General features: G+C 35.2%; 18 protein-coding genes. 12 read left to right on the top strand and 6 right to left on the bottom strand.

Translation table 11 applies throughout. The features are described 5' to 3' along the window. The first annotated feature begins 12 nt into the window (after nt 1-12). The 5 genes from G9C87_RS08475 to G9C87_RS08455 all read left to right on the top strand — a co-directional run bounded on the left by G9C87_RS08475 (nt 13) and on the right by G9C87_RS08455 (nt 3,806). The gene (locus G9C87_RS08475; RefSeq protein ID WP_172280085.1) at nt 13-648 is read left to right on the top strand and encodes a DUF4241 domain-containing protein; all 636 of its coding nucleotides are present in this window, start codon (nt 13-15) and stop codon (nt 646-648) included. Between the two features lie 57 nt (nt 649-705). Then, nucleotides 706-1,599, top strand: coding sequence for a ribokinase (locus G9C87_RS08470; RefSeq protein ID WP_172280083.1), 894 nt, complete (start codon nt 706-708; stop codon nt 1,597-1,599). A gap of 89 nt (nt 1,600-1,688) precedes the next feature. Beyond that, entirely contained in the window at nt 1,689-2,537 is an 849-nt protein-coding gene (locus G9C87_RS08465) for a serine aminopeptidase domain-containing protein (protein WP_172280081.1), read from the top strand. After that, nucleotides 2,530-3,174 (top strand): HD domain-containing protein, encoded by a 645-nt coding sequence (locus tag G9C87_RS08460; RefSeq protein ID WP_172280079.1) that lies wholly within the window; start codon nt 2,530-2,532, stop codon nt 3,172-3,174. The genes G9C87_RS08465 and G9C87_RS08460 overlap by 8 nt, the downstream gene beginning before the upstream one ends. A 38-nt stretch (nt 3,175-3,212) precedes the next feature. After that, complete coding sequence (locus tag G9C87_RS08455; protein WP_172280078.1) at nt 3,213-3,806, top strand: hypothetical protein; 594 nt, start codon at nt 3,213-3,215, stop codon at nt 3,804-3,806. 93 nt (nt 3,807-3,899) lie between these two features. Here the strand turns inward: G9C87_RS08455 and G9C87_RS08450 are convergent, their stop codons facing one another. From G9C87_RS08450 to G9C87_RS08440, 3 genes are all read right to left on the bottom strand, one after another. Beyond that, entirely contained in the window at nt 3,900-4,130 is a 231-nt protein-coding gene (locus G9C87_RS08450; RefSeq protein ID WP_172280076.1) for a hypothetical protein, read from the bottom strand. A 188-nt stretch (nt 4,131-4,318) separates the two neighbouring features. After that, complete coding sequence (locus G9C87_RS08445) at nt 4,319-5,209, bottom strand: DUF72 domain-containing protein (RefSeq protein ID WP_172280074.1); 891 nt, start codon at nt 5,207-5,209, stop codon at nt 4,319-4,321. 97 nt (nt 5,210-5,306) lie between these two features. Beyond that, nucleotides 5,307-7,346, bottom strand: coding sequence for a T9SS type A sorting domain-containing protein (locus G9C87_RS08440; RefSeq protein WP_172280072.1), 2,040 nt, complete (start codon nt 7,344-7,346; stop codon nt 5,307-5,309). Between the two features lie 432 nt (nt 7,347-7,778). Here G9C87_RS08440 and G9C87_RS08435 point away from each other — a divergent pair, with 432 nt between their 5' ends. Continuing rightward, entirely contained in the window at nt 7,779-10,964 is a 3,186-nt protein-coding gene (locus G9C87_RS08435; protein ID WP_172280071.1) for a TonB-dependent receptor, read from the top strand. 140 nt (nt 10,965-11,104) lie between these two features. Here the strand turns inward: G9C87_RS08435 and G9C87_RS08430 are convergent, their stop codons facing one another. The 3 genes from G9C87_RS08430 to G9C87_RS08420 all read right to left on the bottom strand — a co-directional run bounded on the left by G9C87_RS08430 (nt 11,105) and on the right by G9C87_RS08420 (nt 14,167). Further along, nucleotides 11,105-12,796, bottom strand: a complete 1,692-nt coding sequence (locus G9C87_RS08430; protein ID WP_262888817.1) for a ribonucleoside-diphosphate reductase subunit alpha — start codon at nt 12,794-12,796, stop codon at nt 11,105-11,107. Between the two features lie 26 nt (nt 12,797-12,822). After that, nucleotides 12,823-13,110: an antibiotic biosynthesis monooxygenase gene (locus G9C87_RS08425; protein WP_172280068.1), complete on the bottom strand. Its 288-nt coding sequence runs from the start codon at nt 13,108-13,110 to the stop codon at nt 12,823-12,825. A gap of 82 nt (nt 13,111-13,192) precedes the next feature. Further along, nucleotides 13,193-14,167, bottom strand: a complete 975-nt coding sequence (locus G9C87_RS08420; RefSeq protein WP_172280067.1) for a ribonucleotide-diphosphate reductase subunit beta — start codon at nt 14,165-14,167, stop codon at nt 13,193-13,195. A 425-nt stretch (nt 14,168-14,592) separates the two neighbouring features. Here G9C87_RS08420 and G9C87_RS08415 point away from each other — a divergent pair, with 425 nt between their 5' ends. The 6 genes from G9C87_RS08415 to G9C87_RS08390 all read left to right on the top strand — a co-directional run bounded on the left by G9C87_RS08415 (nt 14,593) and on the right by G9C87_RS08390 (nt 21,768). Continuing rightward, entirely contained in the window at nt 14,593-15,282 is a 690-nt protein-coding gene (locus G9C87_RS08415; protein WP_172280066.1) for an ABC transporter ATP-binding protein, read from the top strand. A 44-nt stretch (nt 15,283-15,326) separates the two neighbouring features. After that, complete coding sequence (locus G9C87_RS08410) at nt 15,327-16,556, top strand: ABC transporter permease (protein WP_172280065.1); 1,230 nt, start codon at nt 15,327-15,329, stop codon at nt 16,554-16,556. A gap of 59 nt (nt 16,557-16,615) precedes the next feature. Further along, entirely contained in the window at nt 16,616-17,887 is a 1,272-nt protein-coding gene (locus G9C87_RS08405; RefSeq protein ID WP_172280064.1) for an ABC transporter permease, read from the top strand. Between the two features lie 31 nt (nt 17,888-17,918). After that, on the top strand, nt 17,919-19,112 hold the full coding sequence (locus G9C87_RS08400) for an efflux RND transporter periplasmic adaptor subunit (RefSeq protein ID WP_172280061.1): 1,194 nt from the start codon (nt 17,919-17,921) through the stop codon (nt 19,110-19,112). Nucleotides 19,113-19,267: 155 nt separating this feature from the next. After that, nucleotides 19,268-20,788, top strand: coding sequence for a glycosyltransferase family 39 protein (locus G9C87_RS08395; RefSeq protein ID WP_172280058.1), 1,521 nt, complete (start codon nt 19,268-19,270; stop codon nt 20,786-20,788). Between the two features lie 74 nt (nt 20,789-20,862). After that, nucleotides 20,863-21,768 (top strand): NAD(P)/FAD-dependent oxidoreductase, encoded by a 906-nt coding sequence (locus G9C87_RS08390; RefSeq protein ID WP_172280057.1) that lies wholly within the window; start codon nt 20,863-20,865, stop codon nt 21,766-21,768. Nucleotides 21,769-21,860: the final 92 nt, after the last annotated feature.

Genomic DNA, 21,860 nt, shown 5'->3' with positions numbered 1-21,860 from the left:
AAGACAATAAAAATGACGCACGTAGAGAATATAAAAAAGCTGTTTTCAAGAGATTTTGTAGAAAGTCCTTTGTTAGAAAGCTTTGAGGTTGGGAAAATTTACCTTTCCAGTGGGAAATTGGTAGCTTGTGACCCCTTGATCACAAATGATATGCAGCCTTTTACTACAGATTTCCCAAAAGGGGATTTTGCTGTTCTATTACATAAGGAGAGAGAAAGTAACTGCGTAGCCTATGCTGAAATTATTTTCAGTCACTCAGAAATCGCAGAATGGAAATTGGCAACTACTTCAGGTCAGGATATAAAAGACCTTGCAGAGGGTGAGATATTTGGTTATCCTGTAGAAAGTGGGATGGGTTGTTTTATGGATGTTGATACCCAGGAAAAACTTAATGAACTGGAAAAAAGATTGTATCACAGTAAAGGTGCCGACTTTATGGGAATTTATGAGGAGTTTTTCCACGAATATTTTTTCGATGAAAACGGAGCGATCGATCAATATGCCTTTTTGAAACCTGCGGATGAGCATCCGGGAACTATCTTTGCTTTCGAGACAGGATATGGAGAAGGTTTCTATGCCAGCTATATCGCGTATGATAAAAATAATGAGCCTGTAAAGGTAGTTACGGAATTTATTGAAATAAGTTAATTATTGTTATATTAGTATTCCTAATTTTTTATTTTTGTATAAACCAATTTAACCGCAATGAACTTTTCCTCAGTACAACCCAAAATTATAGTTGTTGGCAGCTCTTCCATAGATCTTGTTCTGGAAACTGAAAAACTTCCGGCTCCTAATGATACTGTTTTAGCCATTAATTCGGATAGTTATTTTGGTGGAAAAGGAGCCAATCAGGCTGTAGGAACTGCAAGATTGGGAGCCAGTGTTTATTTCATTGGATGTGTGGGAATGGACCCACTGGGACAGCAAATTATGCGTAATCTGGTGAATGAAAATGTGAATGTGGGATTTGTTGCAGAAACAGACAAAGAAGCTACAGGAACAGCTTATGTGACGACTTCTGATGGTAATGCTGCCATTGTTGTGGTACCGGCTGCAAATAAGCTTTTAAGTACCAAACATATTGAAGATGCAGACCGGTATTTTCCTACAGCAGATCTTATCCTGGTTCAGTTAGAAGTTTCTATAGAAGTTGTTGAATATACCATTAGAAAAGCAAAAAAATACGGAAAAAAAGTTGGTCTCTATGCTTCACCGGCTATGAAACTTAGTGAAGAAGTACTGGAAAATGTAGATTTTGTAATCGTAAAAAGTAGTGAACTCTATATTGTTTTTGGTGAGGAGGAAAAAGAGCGGGTTCTTGAAAAATATTTTAATAAAGTTTTTGTAAGAGATGATACGAATTCCACGATTTATTTTGATGGAACTGAAATGAAATACTTCAGAAACCATAACGATAATAAAACGGTACATAAAATGGGAATGGGAGATGCATTTACATCCGGATTTGCCATAGCCTTGTGTCATAATAATCCTATTGAGGAGTGTGTAAAGTTTGGAAATGAAGTTTCTTTAAAAGTCTCTACGAGAAAAGGATCGCAAACCGGATTGCCTAGAATGTCCGATTATGTTATTTAAAGCTATTTGGTACATATCGAAAGTATATAATTAACATAAAATAAACAGTAAAAATTTCCACTTTTGAGTGGATTTTTTCTTTTTACACTATGGAAAAACTAATTCTAAAAACCACAGATCACATTTCTATTGTCGCCCACCTTTTCCTGCCGGAACAGAGCAATAATAAATTATTACTAATCAATTCTGCTACAGGCGTAAAACAGCATGTTTACTTTTCCTTTGCACAATATTTTTCAGAGCAGGGATTTACAGTGATCACGTATGATTATCGGGGAATCGGGCTTTCAAAACCGGAGCAGATGAAAGGCTTCGAGGCTTCCATGCGAATCTGGGGTTCCCGGGATTATAAAGCAGTAACAACCTACATCAGAATCCGCTTTACAGGATATGAGAAATATTGCCTGGGACATTCTGTTGGAGCATTGATCCTTGGGATGAATAAGGATTCGGAGATGTTTAAAGAATTCTTTTTTGTGGGAACACAAAATGCGTTTGTTGGGAATCTGAAATTCAGGACAAAAATAGAAGCTTATCTTGGATTTGGGATTGTCCAGCCTTTAGCCACGCAGCTTCTGGGTTATTTTCCGGCTCATTGGTTTGGACTTGGAGAAAGTCTTCCTAAAAATTGCGCTTATGATTGGAGAACCTTAATTTTGAATAAAAAATCAACAAACGGTTTACTGGAGAAAATTGATGATTATTCTAAAAAATTGATTCAAAAAGTTTTTGTAATCAGGGCTGAAGATGATGTCTGGCTTACGGATAAAGGAGTAAAGAGTCTATTAAACGACACGTATCCCAACCTTAAACCGACATATCGCCTGGTAAAAACTTCAGAATCTGAAAAAGGAGAAATAGGACATGTTAATTTTTTCAGGAGCTATAACAAGAAGCTTTGGAATATTATTTTAAATGAATTAATACATAATGAGTAGTGTAATTGAAAAGACAATAGATTTTGTAAAGGAAAAACTTAAAGGAGCAGAAGCAGGACATGATTGGTTTCATATCGAAAGAGTCTGGAAGCTTTCCAGAAAAATTGCTGAAAATGAAAACTGTAACAAAGAAGTTGTAGAATTAGGAGCTTTGCTTCACGATATAGCAGATCCCAAATTTCATGATGGTGATGAAACAATTGCGTTAAAAGTGTCCCGTGAGTTTTTGGAAGAACAGCATGTTTCAGAAGAAATTATCGGGCAGGTCCTTTTTATTATTAAGAATATTTCTTTTAAAAACAGGGGAGAAGCTCCGCAGAATTTACCTATTGAATTAAAGATTGTTCAGGATGCAGACCGTTTGGATGCTATAGGAGCAATAGGTATTGCAAGAACCTTTAATTTCGGTGGATTTAAAAATAACCTGATGTACCATCCGGATATTAAGCCAAAGCTGAATATGTCGAAAGAGGAATACAAAAAATCTGACGGCACTACAATCAATCATTTCTACGAGAAATTATTACTTTTAAAGGATTTAATGAACACAGAGAAAGGAAAAGAACTGGCTCAGGAAAGGCATGAGGTGATGCTTCAATTTCTTGATCAGTTTTATAAAGAATGGAATGTTGATTAACGTTCTTTCTTAAAATTCTTAATCAGTATATTTGCAGCATGGGATTAATCATCTTTGTTATCTTTCTTTGTTCTGTCCTCTCTCTTATTTTATCTAAGGTAAAATCAGGAAAAGGTGCTGAATGGGCAAAACTGTTCCGTATCGCAACGCTTATTTTTTCAATCTCGGTATTCACTTATTGGTTTATCAAGAAAAGTGCTGTTGGAGTGGTGAGTAATTCCGTTGGTTTGCAGGTTATTAATAAACTTCCTCAGACCCTGGATTTTTATGTCATCAACGTCAATAATCCGGATAAAAATGCAATGCACGAGGCAAAGCACATTGGAAAGATACGCCCGGAATATTACAGAATAGAATACCTCAAGATGGATAAATCTGATGAGTATTGGGTTATCGGATATTTAGGAAAGAAAAACCTGGTTTATTTTTCACAGCATTCTGTTCCTAACAAAAATATTGATCAGATCGTTGAGGTGAACAACTATATCAATCAAAGTGTAAAATTATCTGAGATTGCTAAAAAGCAGGTGGAAGCCTATAATTATGAAAATGTAAAACTGGGAATCTGGGTATCTCTCGATTTTCTTTTGCTATTTCTTAATTTGGTCTTGCTTTTTAGAATTAAAAAATAAATGTAACCCTTTCAAAATAAAAGATGATCTGCTGAAGCCAGCAGATCATCTTTCTTTTTTAGTTAAATATTAGTATCGATGTCTCTTGTTACATCACGGATAATTTAAAATTATCATGATTTTTTCTTTAAGCTCTTCCGGGCAGTTTTTGATGAGCTTATCCTTGCTTTGACTGCTGATCTGGTCATAGGTCAGCCATTCTGTTACATCCTGATGCTGGCTGGTACTGTCGTAGATTCTTTTAATCTTCTCATTTTCGTAAAAGGTGTAATTGTCACCAAGAGAATTGTTTGTAATGCTGATAGTACATATTTCCTTTTCCATAGTTTTGATTTTTACAGTTGGTAATAAGGGTTTTATACCTTACAATATATCATTTCTTGGTGAAAAATAGTGTCTTTTGCTGATAAAAAATTTTTCACACCAAACAGTGATATATTTACTGTTAAAACATAAAAAAAAGCTATAAAATCTTAAATTAAATGATTAAATAGCTGAATATTTTTTTTATACTAAAACAAACTTTGGATACTTTCTGTTGCCATTTGAGGCACATGGAGGTCGGTTTTCCATTCCTCATTCATTTTTTTGATGAGATAAGCAGATAATAAAGGGGATGCCTTTTCAATATTCTGATGGACGAAAAAGTATAAATTTTGGAGGCCTTCTTTTTTCCATTGTGTAACTCGCTTTAACCAATCATCCAATCTTTCGTAGTCACTTTCTGCATTTGCTCCTACATAACGGATGAAAGCATTGGGAGTGGTAAGACGCATATGAAGCATATCCCTTCTTCCGGCAGTATCCACAATAATATTAGTGATATGATGGGCTTCAAAAAGATCGCAGGTTGTATTTAAAATGTTTTCATCATTAAACCATTCCGTGTTTCTGAGCTCTATAGCTAGTGGGACTTCTTTTGGCCATTCTTTGACAAACTTCTCTAATCTGTCATAATCTTTTGGTTTAAAGTTATCATGAAGCTGAAGAAATACCATACCCAGTTTTTCATCAAAATTAAGAACCGATGTTGCAAATTGGGTTACAGGTTCTGTAACATCAATTAATCTCCTGAAATGGGAAACCGTATTGGTAATCTTTGGGAAAAATTTAAACCCTGCTGGTGTTTTTTCTTTCCATGTCAATACCTGATCAGGAGTTGGCATTCCGTAGAATGTCGCATTGAGTTCTATAGAATTGAACTGGGTAGCATAATAGGTTAATTCGTCCTTGGTTCCTTTGGGATAAAATCCTTTGAGGTCGGTTTTATTCCATTTGGCACATCCGATGGAGATATTCTCTAATCCCTTTTTATTTTGTTTGAGGATCTCTTTGGTTCTGCTGTGATCTTTGGGTAATGTAAAATCTATTTTTGAAGGATCTTCTACTTGTCCGAATTTCATATTTGAAGTTTTTAAGAATTAAGTATCTAACAAATATAAAATAAAAATAAGACAATTATTTTATGAATTTAAGCTAAAGATATCAAGGAAAAGGGAATCAGTTTTTTATTATTTTTTTTGAAATTTCAGTAGATTTCGTCTTTATTTTGATAAGATAAATTCCTGCAGGATAACCTGACGTATTAATAGTGCAATCTCCTTTGCCACAGCTCTGATGTGATACTGATCTCCCCATACTGTCGAATATATCTATTGTATTGACGGGTTCAGGGGATCTTATCTGAAGGATATTTTTTACGGGATTAGGAAATACATCAATTTTGGTTATTATATGGTCTAGCTTCGTATTTTTTGAATTGGTAGTAGACGGGCAATTGGTACTGAAATTAATGTCCGGATACATAGTTTGAAGATCGGTAAGTTGAGCAGGATCAACACAAATGGTTAAATTACTAGTGTACCCGGAAAAGTCACAGCCCTCCAATGCATTGTTTTTGATATTCACCTGGATTAATCCGGACATGTTAAAGAATGCAATAGCTTCTAAAACGTTGCAATCCGATAAATTCAGATTGGTAATGAGCGGACAGCTTCTCAGGGTAAGGTACTTGAGTTGAACGTTTTGTGAAAAGTTAATATTGTTTACTAATGAATTATATTCAAGATCAGCAGATTCCAATTGTGGACATTGTGAAAGGTCTATCGTAGAAATTTTTGTATTAGCGATACCTAATTCCTTTAAGGAGGTACATTGATTGATATTAAGGCTATTTAATTCCGTAAAGGTATCAAAAGGTGAGTTGCCTGGTAAATTAGGTCCAAGGTTCAATGTTTGTATAGCCGAACAATTCTGAAGGTCTAAGTTTTTCAGGTCTTTATTTCCTTTTATCGATAGATTGACCAAAGAAGTACAGTTTTGTGCAGAAATCTGTTGCAGATCAGTATGTGGATTCAGGAAATTCAGATCACCGGGAATATCTGCTTTCAGAGTTTGGAGATGGGTAAGATTGTCTACATTCAAAACAGCCATGTAGCCACAGGAATTTGTGATGTCCATATCTTCCAAAGCAGCCGCACTATTAAAAGTAGCATTGGTTATGGGCTGATTGAAAGCTTTTAGTATTTTCAATTTGGGAAGTCCGGATACATCCAAAGAGGTTACATTTCCAAAATATACTCCTGAAGTAGTATAATAACCATACCGGTTGTAGAATGATGCATCAAGCTCTTCTAAATTGATTAATCCAGCATTGGAAAAATTGATTGAGGATGCATTAAGACCTTTGATCCTTTTTAACGAAGTACAGCCGTTTAGATCTACGGAAGTAAAATAAGCTCCGGTGGTTTCATAATGATCCGTATCTGCTATAACTTCTTCCAGGTTTGTACAAGATTTCGCAACAAGGTGGATATTCTGATTTCCGGATGGTAATATGGTTCCGGTAGATCCGGAAACTGAAATTTTGGTCAGTGAATTTAAATTTGGAACACTGATCTTATCTAACCGCTTACAGGATATGAAGGTGAGCGTTTTTACATGGCAGTTTTTGATATGAAGCTCCTTAATGTTTTTATTGTTTAAGACAATATCATCCTTGATGAGAAGGCAGTTTTTATATCTCAAAATTGTGGAGGGGTCGTAAGGAGATAAATTGATGTCTGCAACAAAGTCATTCACATTTTCTACGGCACCACAATTGTCGAAAGAAAAATCAATGGGAACACGGTGGCTAACTCCTACATTGTTTACAAATCCACCACTTCCGGTGTAAAGAACTTTTTTAATTTTATTATTGTTAACAAAACTAATGACCGCTGATTTTGTGTCATTGATGTAAAGTTCTTCGATATTGGGGAATAAAAGAGCATCGGTGATTTGGTTTGGAAGGCTATTGTAAGTGGGAAGCACATTGAACTTTATATTTAAAGTTTTTACTTGCTGGGCTTCAGTAAGCTGAATCTGTCCATCTCCATTTGCATCAATTTTAATATTGTTGCCATTGATGTCTTTTGCAATCTGACTACCCGGACCTGAAGTTAGTAGTAAGGCCTTAAATTTGGCATCTGTAAAATTAAGGTTCTGAGAATAAGCCATGCAGGAAAAGCTTACACAGAAGATAAATAGCATTTTGTACATATTGTGTTTTTAAGGGGTTGCTAATTTTAATAAGGATATATCCAGTGAAGGAAATTATAAACCTCAACCTTACAAAAGTACTATATTTTTAAACCTGGCAACTTAGAAATACTACTATAGTATTAATACTATATTTGTTATCCGTACAAATACTGATGAGTACCTCTACCATGTTTTCCGTTTTTTATCAAGGCTTTGATTTATTAAAATGAATGTTGTTCATATTGTGTTCATATATCTTAAAATAGCTTCAATGCGGTAAAAGATTTATTTGTAAAATGTTACCAAGATCTCATCTTACATGTTTACCTTAAGCAATTAAGTTTTTTTTAAGGAAATATTAAACATTATGTTATATAATGTTAACTGTATGTTACCACACTTCATGATTGTTGCTTCTAATTTTGCCATAAAATTTAGAAGTATAAAAATATGAAGAGAAAATTGATCTGTGCTTTTGCTGTTTTGTCTTTTGGCTTAGCGTTTTCACAAGAAACCAGCTCTAAAATTTTCGGAAGATTAAAAGGGGTAAATTCTGAAGTTACGGTAAAAGTAGTTCACGTTCCCACCAACAGTACCTTTGAAACTAAAAGTAATAACAAAGGACAATTTAGTCTGGATAATCTACAACCCGGAGGACCCTACACGATAGAGATTTCCGATGGTTCGCAAATTATCTACTCGAATACCAACTTACAGCTTTCATTAGGAAGTAATGATTTGCCTGTAGTAGAAATCAAAAACAGAGAAAAAGTGATCGACGAGGTAAAGCTTACCTCGAAGAGAACCACTGTGAAAAACGGAGTTGCAATTAGCCAGGCTCAGATCTCCGGACTCCCAAATATTAACAGGGGTATCCAGGATGTTACCAAGTTGGTCCCTCAAAGTGCTAACAACTCTTTCAACGGAACCAATTTCAGGTATAATAACGTTACTATTGACGGGTCGATCAATAACGACGCGATTGGTTTTAGTCCGTCTTTGGGTGGACAAACGGGAACATCGGGAATGCCGGGAAGTAGTACACGTTCCAACTCAATTAGTTTGGATGCGATTCAGGATGTACAGGTTTATATTGCTCCTTATGACGTGAAATTAGGAAATTTCCTTGGAGGAAGTATCAATGCCGTTACACGTAGTGGTAGTAATAATGTGGAAGGATCTTTTTATGTATACGGACGTAATGCTGCTATTACAGGAAGAAATAGGGTAGGAGATAATTCAAAAATGCCAAGCTCTTTTCAGGATTTTATTTATGGAGGGAGAGTAGGATTACCTGTCGTTAAAGATAAGGTGTTTTTATTCACCAATCTTGAATATACAAAAAGAAAAGATCCTGTTTTTTATAATGCTGATGATCCTAATGCGTTGGTTAATAACGCTGTTGCTCAACAGATCTCAGATTTTGTTCGAACCAAGTATGGCTTTAATGTGGGAAGCTTTAATCAGTACACTAATTTTTCTGAAAGTGCAAAACTTTTCAACAAATTAGACTGGAAGATTAATGATAAACATACATTGTCCATTAAAAATAACACTGTATTCTCGCAGGCCTCAAACCTTGAAAGAGATGGTGCCAATTTCAGGTTTTCAAGCATGGACTATATTCAAAAGAACAATGCTTCAACGACGACTTTGGAACTAAAAAGCCGTTTTAATGATAAATGGAATAATAACTTAGTATTAGGATATTCTTCTATTAATGATTACAGGGATCCTACTTCTTCGAACGCTATGTTTCCACAAGTGGAAATAGGGTATAATGGAGGAACTATTTTATTAGGAAATGATAGAGAGGCAACGGTTTTCAATATGAAGCAGAAAACATTTGAGATCACCGATAATTTAACGTATAAGACAGGGAATCATACTTTCTTATTAGGAACGCATAATGAATTATACAATATCGATTATGGTTTTGTAAATGCATTGAACGGAAGAATCTCGTATAAAAATCTTGATGATTTTTATAACTCAAAACCAGCAAGGATAAGAGGAACTTATCCTTTCAATGGAGATAGCAGAGAGACGCTGTTTAATAATCCATATGCATCATATAAAGTGAACCTTCTATCATTATACCTTCAGGACGAGATTAATTTGGGAAGACTACGTTTATCTCCTGGTGTAAGAGTAGATTATACTGATTTACCAAACAAACCCCTTTTGAGTTCAAAAGTTACTAATTCTCCTACGGATCCTAATATGGGGAATACCTACAGCTATACACCATTAAATCAGCTTACAAACAAATATCTTAATAAACCCACGTTGTCTCCAAGATTAGGATTTACTTTGGATCTTACAGAAAACAGATCAGTTGTATTAAGAGGGGGTTCTGGTATTTTCGTAGGAAGAATACCGTTTGCATGGCTAGGTTATGCTTATTATAATGATGGAGTAGGTTTCGGAAGTTATGATTATAATGGTCCAACGGCAGCTCAAATGGCAGCTAATGGAGACCCATTGGTAAGCGGAAACTTTGCTAATTGGCAAAACTCTTCCAAAGTTCAGGTAGACCTTATTGATAATAACTTCAAAATGCCTAAAGTGTGGAGAAGTTCATTAGGAGTAGATTATACCGTTGGAGGATATAAGTTGACATTAGAAGGTATTTACACTAAAGTACTTTATGATCTGAAATTCCAGCAGGTGAATAAAACGGATAACGTAACGTATTACAGTTATGACGTGAATCACCAAATGCCTATTTATACAACGAATATCAACAGTAATTTTTCTAATGCGTACATGTTATCCAATACGAAAGAAGGTTACAGGTATAATATAACAGCACAGATTTCTAAATCTTATAATTTCGGATTTAACTTCTTTGCAGCATATACTTACGGAGATGCTAAAGATATTACCAACGGGATCAGAAACTCAATGGAAAGTAACTGGCAGATGAATCAATCCCTTACACCTAATAATCCTCAGTTGACAACTTCTAACTTTGCTATTAAAAATAGAATTGTTGCCAATCTCGGATATGGTTTCAATGTTTCAGAGTCCAACAGATTGTCGGCCAACGTATATTTTAATGCTCAGTCAGGAAATCCTTTCTCATGGGGCTTTGTAAACAGTACTATTGCTAATACAGGACAAGCTGCCGGATTGGCATATATCTTTAAAGATGCTGCTGAAGCTGCTAAATATATTGTTCCGATAAAAGATGCTGCAGGGAATGTTTTGGTAACCGCCCAACAGCAGGTGGCTGATTATGAAAGCTTCGTTAATAATAATAAATACCTGAGCAGCAGAAGAGGGACGTTTACTCAGAGAAACGGAGACTTTACTCCTTGGAATATTCAGGCAGATATCAGAATTATGGATGAGATCAGACTGAGCCGGAAGTCTAAAAATAATATACAGATTTCTTTAAGTATCATCAACTTCACCAATTTGTTGAACAAGGATTGGGGTAAGATCTATTTTGTACCGAATACTTTTAATTCAACAGCAAGTGTTGGATTAACGAAAGTTGGAAATGTGGCAGCGGGACAGCCGGGAGCTGGAGATCCAACCTATAATTTCAAATCTCCGGGGTTGCCTTATACGATTGATCAGTTTGCATCAAGATTCCAGGCACAGCTGGGAGTTCGATATAATTTTTAATTTTTACTTTATATATTCTTTCAAGAGTCCAGATTTTCTTTCTGGGCTTTTTTTATTTTGTAATTCTGTACAAAACAAGATATAAGAAAAGCACGTTTAAAAAAACGTGCTTCAATATATAATTGTTTATTATTTGTAGTCTAAGCTTCGCAGCTTGAACAAGATACAAAGTTCACCATCATTTCCTTAGATACTGATGAGCTTCTTTGATAATATAATGTTTTTACTCCTTTTTTCCATGCTTCGATGTACAGATAGTTTACATCTTTTACGGGCATGGTAGATGGAATTTGTAAGTTCAATGATTGTGCCTGATCAATATATTGCTGTCTCTGAGCGGCCTGAGAAATGATCTCCATCGGAGAAATTTCCTTGAATGTCTTAAATACAGCTTTTTCTTCGTCAGTTAGTTCAGTTAAATGCTGAACGGAACCATGGTTCAACATAATCGTTCTCCATGTTTCTTCGTTATCAAGTCCTTTTTCTTCTAATAATTTTGCCAGGTACTTATTCTTACGCATGAAATTTCCTTTGGCCAAACCGGCTTTATAGTAGTTGGATGCGAAAGGTTCAATTCCCGGAGAAGTTTGTCCCAAAATAGCAGAACTTGAAGTCGTAGGAGCAATAGCCATTGTGGTGGTATTTCTTAACCCATAACCTTTTAACAATTCAGGTTCTCCATAGATGTTAGCCAGTTCTCTTGATGCCTGTTCAGATTGCTCTTTAATATGTCTGAATGCTCTTGCATTAAACTGAGTTGCTTCAAAACTTTCAAACGGGATCATGTTCTTTTGTAAGTAAGAATGGTATCCTAAAACACCAAGCCCAAGAGCTCTGTGACGCATTGCAAAGTTTCTTGCTCCCTGTAGGTAATAATTGCCTTCTGTTTTATCAATAAATTCAGTTAAAACAGCATCAAGGAAATAAACAGCCAACTTCACTGCGTCCGTATCTTTCCATTCATCATATAATTCCAGGTTCATGGAAGAAAGACAGCAGATAAATGATTCTTCTCTCGTAGAAGGAAGCATGATCTCAGAACAAAGATTACTTGCATTTACAGTAAGTCCCAAATCTTTGTAAACCTGTGGTTTATTTCTGTTAACGTTATCCGTAAAGAAAATATAAGGAAGACCTTTTTGCTGACGGCTTTCCAAAACTCTTGCCCAGATCTTACGTTTTTCCATATCACCATCGATCATATCCTGCATCCAGTAATCAGGAACACAAATTCCGGTAAATAAATTCTGAATAGGACTTCCGATATCTTTAATTGATAAGAACTCTTCAATATCACCGTGATCGATATCCAGGTAAGCTGCAAAAGCTCCTCTTCTCACTCCTCCCTGTGATACTACGTCCATTGCCGTATCAAATAATTTCATGAAGGAAACCGCTCCCGAAGACTTTCCATTATCTGTTACTGCAGTTCCTCTGTTACGAAGTTCCCCGAAATATCCTGAAGTTCCACCCCCGATTTTTGTCTGCATGATCACCTCACCCATTTTATGAGTAATCCCTTCAATGCTATCCGGAATGTGTACATTGAAACATGAAATAGGAAGACCTCTCTGTGTTCCCATATTTGCCCAGACCGGAGAGGAAAAACTGATCCATCCTTTGGTGATCATTTCCTTAAAAGCAGGTTGTAATTCCGGTTTGTATAGCTTTTTGGCTGCAGCAGTGGTAATCCTGTCGATAGCTCCATCTACAGTTTCCCCTTTTAACAGATATCCTCTGTTTAGCATTTGCTCAGACTCCTCGTTGAGCCACCATATATTAGTATTTTGTTCCTCCATAGTTGTTATATTTTCAAATTCCCGGATATCCATGTCGTATATCCAGGAATTTTGTGTTATTAAATTGATTCTAAAAATTCTACCTTGTGGGAACCGTTAAGTCCACTCTCATCTCTTAATCGTTGAAATTCTTTAAAAGATGGTGTATTCAAAACCTCATGTTGTACCTCTTCATTGCTGTAATTAGAATAATGTAAGAATGTAACACCGTCTTCTTTAAGAAAAACCTTGTATTCAAATGCCGACAGATCCAATTGTCTGAAATCATTCAGGAAATTTTGAATGTTTTCTTTGTTTTCTGAAACAAATTCTGGTTTTACGGTATAACTTACAATTACATTAATCATCTTTTGTGTTTTGGTTTTTATTTCATCCGAAAAGGATACTTTCTAATGAAAGATTGTTGAGCTATATACAGAGCTTGTTTAATTAAAACAAATCGTTGGCTGTAATACTCTTGTCGTGTTTCGTATAGTCAACAGGTCTTTTAGCAAAGAAATCATCCATAGAATTAGCAAAAACCTCTTCCTCAAACCATTTCATCGGACGGTATTGTTCCGGCGAAATGTTGTAGCGTGTATCCATATTGATTTTCTTTAAGCTGTCGTCAACACGGTATTTCATAAAGTTGAGTAAGTCTTCTTTTGAGAATACACTCAATTCTCCCAATTCAAAGATCCAGTCTAAGATTTCACCTTCCAATTCTACAGATTGATCTACTAAAGTATAAATATCTTCAATGTCTGAATCAGTTAATAAATCAGGTTGTTCTTCGCGGATTTTGTTTATCAGATAAATTCCTGCGTTAGCATGGATTTGTTCATCAACAGAAGTCCACGCGATAATATTGGAAACGTTTTTCATGTATCCTTTAAATCTTGTGAAAGAAAGAATGATCGCAAATTGTGAGAAAAGCGATACATTTTCAATCAGGATACTGAATAGTAAAAGAGAAGAAACATATTCTTTCGGGGTGGAAGAATTAGCATGTTTCAGAACATTTGATAAGAAGTCAATTCTCTTTTTTACAGCAGGAACTGCTATAACGTTGGTAAATTCTTCATTATATCCCAGTACTTCCAATAAACGCGAATAGGCTTCAGAATGACGGAATTCACATTCAGCGAAAGTAGCTCCTAAACCGTTCAGTTCAGGTTTTGGCATATGATTGTATAGGTTTCCCCAAAATGTCTTTACAGACACCTCAATCTGTGCAATAGCCAGTAAAGCATTTTTCACAGAATTTTTTTCGTGTGGTTCCAGCTGCGAATGAAAATCCTGAATGTCTGCAGTAAAATCCACTTCCGAATGCACCCAAAACGATTTGTTGATCGCTTCTACAAATTGAAGAACCTCAGGGTATTCAAATGGCTTGTAACTTACTCTCTTATCAAAAATTCCCATATTAAAAATGTCTTTAAATTAAACTAATTAGATCACTGTGGATAAAAATCAAAGAATAAATAACAGCTTGATTTGTTGGAACTTATATTTAAAAGTTTTTCACAAGAAAAGTGTATTTATTATTTGCTAGTGCGAAGCACAAAGTTCGAAAAAAAGAAACGATTTTGAAAGGGCTAAACACTAATTGGTTGACTTTTAATCGTAAAAGTTTTCCACATTTACATGAAACAAGCACTGATATTGGTTTACATACAATAATAAGCATAAAATAAATATTTTTGATAAGTTACAGTTAAACATAAAATTATAAAATACTATAAATAAAGGTGTATTCTATTAAACACTAAAAAAATACAATAAATTTTGATTCTTGTAACAAATTGAAAATATCTTCTACTTATTGACTATAAAACATAGATCACTTAATGTTAGTAATTCAGGATTTAAACAAATCATACGATACAGGGAAAAGTAAACTGCACGTTCTCAAAGGAATTAATCTCAATATTTCCGAAGGCGAGTTTGTTTCTATTATGGGAAGTTCGGGTTCCGGAAAGTCTACCCTCCTTAATATTATAGGCATTCTGGATGAAAAGGATTCCGGGATTTATGAGCTGGACGGTGTTCCCATCGAGCATTTATCCGAAGTAAAGGCTGCAGAATACAGAAGTAAATTTTTAGGATTTATTTTTCAGTCTTTTAATCTGATAGGATATAAAACGGCTTTAGAAAATGTTGCTCTCCCTTTATATTATCAGAACGTACCCCGAAAAGAACGTAATCAGATCGCCATGGAATATCTGGAGAAAGTAGGACTCGCCCAATGGGCAACCCATCTTCCCAATGAGCTCTCTGGTGGACAAAAACAAAGGGTAGCTATTGCAAGGGCGCTGATCACAAATCCTAAAGTGGTATTGGCCGATGAGCCTACAGGTGCCTTGGATTCAAAAACAACCCATGATATCATGAAATTGTTACAGGATATTAATAATGAAGGAAAAACGATCATTGTAGTAACCCACGAACCTGATGTTGCAGCACAAACAAAAAGAAATGTGATTTTAAAGGATGGAGTTATCGAAAGTGATGAATTTATCAAACAGGTTGTTCTATAAATAGTGAATGTACATTGACTTTAAAAAAGTAAAAAAATAAAAATATGTTTGACCTGGATCGTTGGCAGGAAATATTCAGTTCCATTCGCAGTAATGTATTGCGGACGGTGCTTTCCGGATTTACGGTGGCATTAGGGCTGTTTATCTTTATCGTTCTTTTCGGAATCGGTAAAGGTTTACAAAACGCTTTTACAGAAGGTTTTGCAAGGGATGCTCAAAATCTTATTTCCATCTTTACAGGAAAAACAACCATTGCCTACAAAGGATTACAGTCGGATCGTAACGTAACCATGAATAATGATGACTATGACTTTCTGGTTAAAGCAGATAAGGAAAAAGTAGGCTATTCAACTCCAAGGTATCAAACCAGTTTGCTGGTGAAGTACGGAAAAGAAAGTGGGAATTATCAGGTTAACGGAGGAGATCCTGAAGAAAAGTTCATTGAAAACAGGAAAATTCTTGAGGGACGTTATATCAATCCTTCCGATCTTGAAAGAAAACAAAATGTTGCCGTGATCGGACGAATGGTACAGAGAGATTTGATCAAAAACGGAAGTCCGGTAGGAAAAGAACTGAATATTAACGGAACAATGTTCAAAGTAGTTGGAGTATTTTCCGACGACGGTGGAGACTGGGACGAAAGACATATTACAGTACCCATTACTACTTTGCAACAGATGAAAAAAGGTTCAGATACTGTAACAACGGTTTATATAGCCTATAACGAAAAGCTAACACCTCAGCAAGCTATAAAATATGGTAACGAGCTTAAAGATAGATTAAAAGCCAGGAAGAATGTTTCTCCTGACGATGAAAATGGGGTCCGGGTATGGAATAATGCAGAAAATATGAATGATACATTTATGTTTATGGCTGTACTTACAGGTATTGTTGGTTTTATCGGGATGGGGACTTTGATCGCGGGAATCATTGGAATCAGTAACATTATGGTTTACATCGTTAAAGAGAGAACCAAGGAGATAGGTGTTAGAAAGGCTATTGGAGCGAAACCAAAAAGCATTGTGGCATTAATTGTACAGGAGAGTGTTGTGATCACTGTGATCTCAGGTTTAATTGGGGTAGGTTTGGGAGTTTTAGCGCTTAGCCTTATGGGAGACAGCCTTGAAGAATTTTTTATCAAGAACCCTAGTGTCGGCTGGACCGAGATCTTTATGGCGTTTCTGGCATTGGTTTTTTCAGGATTGATTGCCGGTTTTGTTCCCGCTTACAGGGCATCGAAAATTAAACCTATAGAGGCATTACGAACAGAGTAATAGCTGATGTTCGTACATAATTATAAAAAAAGTATAAATCAAACTCATAACTAACACCAATGAACATCTTATTTAAAAAGGATACCTGGCAGGAAATTTATTATTCACTGAGAAATAATAAACTTCGGACATTCCTTACCATGATCGGGGTGGGTTGGGGTATGTTTTTATACGTAAGTTTGCTGGGAGCAGCAAAAGGAATGGAGAATGGTTTCGATAAATTATTTTCAGGCTTTGCAACGAATTCTATTTTTCTATGGGCTCAGAAAACCTCTATTCCATACGAAGGTTTTCCAAAAGGGAGAGAGATGAAACTGCATTTGCCGGATATGGAAATGCTTAAAAGAAAAATTCCTGAAATAGATTACATTTCACCACAGAATGCTCGGGGAAGTTTTACAGGAACACCCGGAGAATCTATGTCAAGAAACGGGAAAAGTGCTACCTATTCTCTTACAGGGGATTATCCTGTGGGAAATAAAATTTCTGAAAAGAAACTTATTTTCGGACGCTATATAAACGATGCCGATTTATCAGGCAATAAAAATGTTGCCGTGATCGGAGAAGAGGTATATAAAAACTTTTTTAATTCCAAAAAGAAAGAAAATCCTATTGGTAAATCAATAAATATAAAAGGGCTTTTCTTTAATATTATCGGTGTTTTCAGAGTGAAAAAAGGAGGCGGTTTTGAAAATGACCGTACTGTCTTCATCCCTCTTTCTTCATACACGAAAATGTATAATGCGGGAGACAATATTGATATGTTTGCTATTGTCAGCAGGCCGGATGCCGATTTAAAGATTGTGGAAGAAAAAGTAAAACAGGTATTAAAGCTTAAAAATAAAGTTTCACCTGAAGATACAAATGCATTTGGAAGCTTCAACCTTGGAAAAGAATTTGGAAAATTAACCGGATTCTTAACCGGAATGCAGCTATTAACAATTATTGTAGGAACACTTACGATTCTTGCGGGAGTTATTGCGATCTCAAATATCTTACTGATTACGGTAAAAGAGAGAACAAAAGAAATAGGGATCCGAAGAGCATTAGGAGCCAAACCTTCAGAAGTAAGAAATCAGATTCTGCTGGAAAGTGTTGTAATTACACTATCCTCAGGGTTATTAGGATTCATGTTGGGAATATTCGTCCTAATGGTCCTGAATATGGCTACACAGAATCAGGATGCCTTTCCATTTTATAATCCTACGGTAAACTACGGAAATGTATTTGCTGCCATGGCGGTGATGGTAGTTTTAGGATTGATTATCGGAATGATTCCAGCTCAGAGAGCTGTTAAAATCAGACCTATTGAAGCGTTAAGAACTGAATAAAAACCATTTAAATAAAAAATAAACTAGATATATGAAAAAGAAATTCACTTGGAAAAAAGCCATTTATATACTGTTGGGGCTTTTATTTGCAGTGGCATTATTCTCGGGAATCGGTTATCTGATCAAATCCAATTCTAAAGAGAGTGAAGCGTTCCTTACGCGAAAACCAACGGTCCAGAATATGGATGATAAAGTCATGGCGACAGGGAAAATTATACCAAAAGAAGAAATCGAGATCAAGCCTAATATTGCAGGGATTATTGATAAAATTTTAGTTGATGAAGGGGATAAAGTAGTTGCTGGACAATTGGTTGCAACGGTTAGGATTATTCCAAATATCGCAGATGTAAACAATGCACAGCAGGAAGTTCAGAATGCGCAGCTTCAGATCAGCAATGCCAAGCTGAATGTAGATAACATGCAGAAACAATTTGATATGCAACAGAAATTGTATAGTCAGGGAGTTATTTCCAAGCAGGATTATTTAAACTCTCAACAACAATTGTATTCTCAGCAACAGACTCTTAAAAACGCAAACCAGCAATTCCAGACGGCTCAGAAGAGATTACAAATTGTGAAAACCGGAGCAACTCCTGAACTTCAGGGTTTTGCTACAACGCAAATACGTTCAAAAGCTGCAGGAACTGTGCTTGATGTTCCTGTAAAAGTAGGAAGCCAGGTTATTGAAGCGAACTCTTTCAACGCGGGAACAACGATTTGCTCTATTGCTGATCTTAATTCACTGATCTTTCAGGGAGAGATTGATGAAGCTCAGGCGGGAAAACTAAAACAGGGTATGCCTATGAATATTGTAATTGGTGCCTTGCAGAACAAAACTTTTCCGGGGAAATTAACAATGATTGCTCCTAAGGGAAAAGACAATCTGGGAACGATAAAATTTCCTGTAGAAGGTGATGTAACCAATCCTAATAATGAATACATCAGAGCTGGATTTTCAGCAAATGGAGAGATTGTATTGAATTCCCAAAAGAATGCATTATTGCTTGATGAATCTCTTATTCAATATGAGAAAAACAACGGTAAAGACAGATCTTTTGTTGAGGTAAAGCAACCTGATGGAAAATTCAAAAAAGTATATGTGAAATTAGGAGCCAGTGACGGGATCAATGTTCAGATTCTTTCAGGAATAGATAAAAATTCTGAAGTAAAAGTGTGGAACCCATCAGATAAGGACAAAGAGGAACTTAAAGAAAAGAAAAAATAATAAACTAATCAGATACATTTTATCTACAGTCCCGGGAATTTATTTCCGGGATTTTTTTGCTCATTAAAGTTGTTGCCTATTCCGTTAAACAAGGTTTGAAAATGTAATGAATAGCAATCTTAAAATGTCTTAATTTTAATTTCAAACTTTTACCTATGAAGAAAAGCTATCTTATTCTTTTCGCTTTTATTATTGCAAAATTTATTCTTCAATATTTATTGATTAACCCCGAATACGAATTACACCGGGATGAGTTTCTTCATATTGATCAGGGAGATCATCTTGCGTGGGGATATTTGTCCGTTCCACCAGTTAGTTCTTGGGTGGCATGGTTAATTAAAATATTAGGTAGATCAGTATTCTGGGTTAGATTTTTTCCGGCTTTATTTGGGGCGCTGACTATAGTTGTGGTGTGGAAGATCATTGAAGAGTTAAAAGGAGGATTGTTTGCTCAGATTTTGGCTTCTTTTGGGCTATTATTTTCTGTGCTTTTGCGATTAAATATGTTTTTTCAGCCTAACTCTTCGGAAGTGTTTTTATGGACTTTATTCTTTTATATTTTAATTAAATACATATATACAGAGAAAATAAAATGGCTTTATTCCGGTGGGATAATTTTTGGTTTGGGTATTTTAAATAAATATAATATTGCTTTTCTGGCATTGGGTTTTATCCCTGCACTTTTGTTAACAGGCCAAAGAAAGATCTTTGCAAACAAGCACACCTATTGGGCTGCACTTGTAACTTTAGTTATTATTTTTCCTAATCTCTTATGGCAGTATAATAATAACTTCCCTGTTATTCATCATATGAAGCAGCTTTCAGAGAATCAATTGGTCAATGTGAATAGATTTGACTTTTTTAAATCTCAATTACTATTCTTTATAGGAGTTACGTTTGTTATCATATTGGCTTTCTACGCCCTGTTATTTTACAAACCATTTGAAAAGTTCAGATTTTTCTTTTGGGGATATGTAATTGCAATATCTCTGTTTGTCTTTTTTAAAGCTAAAGATTATTATGCAATTGGTCTTTATCCTGTTTATATTGCCTTTGGGTCAGCTTATTTGGATCACATTTTAGAAAGCGGATGGAAAAGATTTCTTAAACCACTCTGTATACTTTTTCCCATACTATTATTTATTCCCATGTATCGTATTTTGTTTCCTAATAAGAGTCCTGAGTTTATTGTGAATAATCCGGAGCGTTATAAAAAATTTGGATTGTTGAGATGGGAGGATGGAAAGGATCACTCATTACCTCAGGATTTTGCAGATATGCAAGGGTGGAAAGAATTAGCACAAAAAGTAGATAAAGAATATTATAAATTATCAAAGATAGGAAAGACTTTAGTTTTATGTGATAATTATGGTCAAGCTGGAGCTATTAACTATTATTCAAAGATGGGAATAAAAGCTGTCTCATTTAATGCCGATTATATCAACTGGTTTGATCTTAAAGACAAATATTTTAACTTGATAAGAATAAAAGATAATGATAATGATGATGAGCTAAAAGAGACTGGTCCTTACTTTGAAATTTCAAGAAAAGCTGATTCTATTACCAATCCTTTTGCCAGAGAAAAAGGTACTCTTATTTTTAGTTTCAGTCGGGCAAAAATAGATGTTAGACCGAAATTAAAAAATGAGATCGATGATAATAAAAGGGAATTTTGAAATAATTCATTATTGCAACTTTATTGCATTATTAAAAAATTATTTTATCTTTGTCTTAAATTTTATTTCAGACCATGGAAGTAAACCCTTATGATGTTATAATAATTGGAGGCAGTTATGCTGGTCTTTCAGCTGCAATGGCTTTAGGAAGATCTTTGAGAAATGTATTAATTATTGATGGAGGAAAACCTTGCAATGAGCAAACACCTTATTCTCATAATTTTCTGACACAAGATGGAAGGACTCCCCGGGAGATTAGTGATGAGGCTAAATCTCAGGTGAAAAAATATAGTTCTGTAAAGTTTTATGATGGTATTGCGAGTAAACTTCTGAAAATAGATAACGGATTTGAAGTCGAAACTCAGTCACTAGAAAGATTCAAATCTAAGAAATTGATTATTGCCACTGGAATTAATGATATAAAGCCACTTATTCCAGGATTCAAAGATTGTTGGGGGATTTCTGTTTTACACTGTCCGTATTGTCATGGGTACGAAGTGAAAAATGAGAAAACAGGAATTATGGGTAATGGCGATTTTGCCTATGAGTTTTCAAAAATGATTTCACATTGGACGAAAGACCTTACTCTGTTTACCAATGGAAAGGCAGAGCTCACAGAAGATCAGATCAGAAAGTTACAAGAAAAAAAAATTAATATCAATGAAAATGAAATTACGGAATTGAAGCATAGGAACGGGATCATTGAAAGTGTCGTCTTTAAAGACGGATCAAAAGTTTCTTTAAAAGCTGTCTATGCTAAAGTTCCTTTTGAGCAAAATATAAACGTTTCACAGGATTTAGGCATCGAAATAACTGAGTCAGGCCATATAAAAACAGATGCTTTTTATAAAACCAATGTGTATGGTGTTTATGCCTGTGGTGATAGCTCTTCAATGATGAGATCTGTAGCAAATGCTGTCGGATCTGGAAATACCGTTGGTGCTATGGTAAATAAGGAGCTTATTGAAGAAGAATTTTAATTAAATTTTAAGTGTTTTTAGTATTCCTTGCTGTATTAATATAGCAGGGAATATTTTTTTATAAGAAGTGATGGGCACTTTTTCACTGAGAT

This window comes from Chryseobacterium sp. LAM-KRS1, from assembly GCF_013184525.1.
GTDB lineage: Bacteria > Bacteroidota > Bacteroidia > Flavobacteriales > Weeksellaceae > Chryseobacterium > Chryseobacterium proteolyticum.
This window is presented reverse-complemented; position numbering and strand designations above follow the sequence as displayed.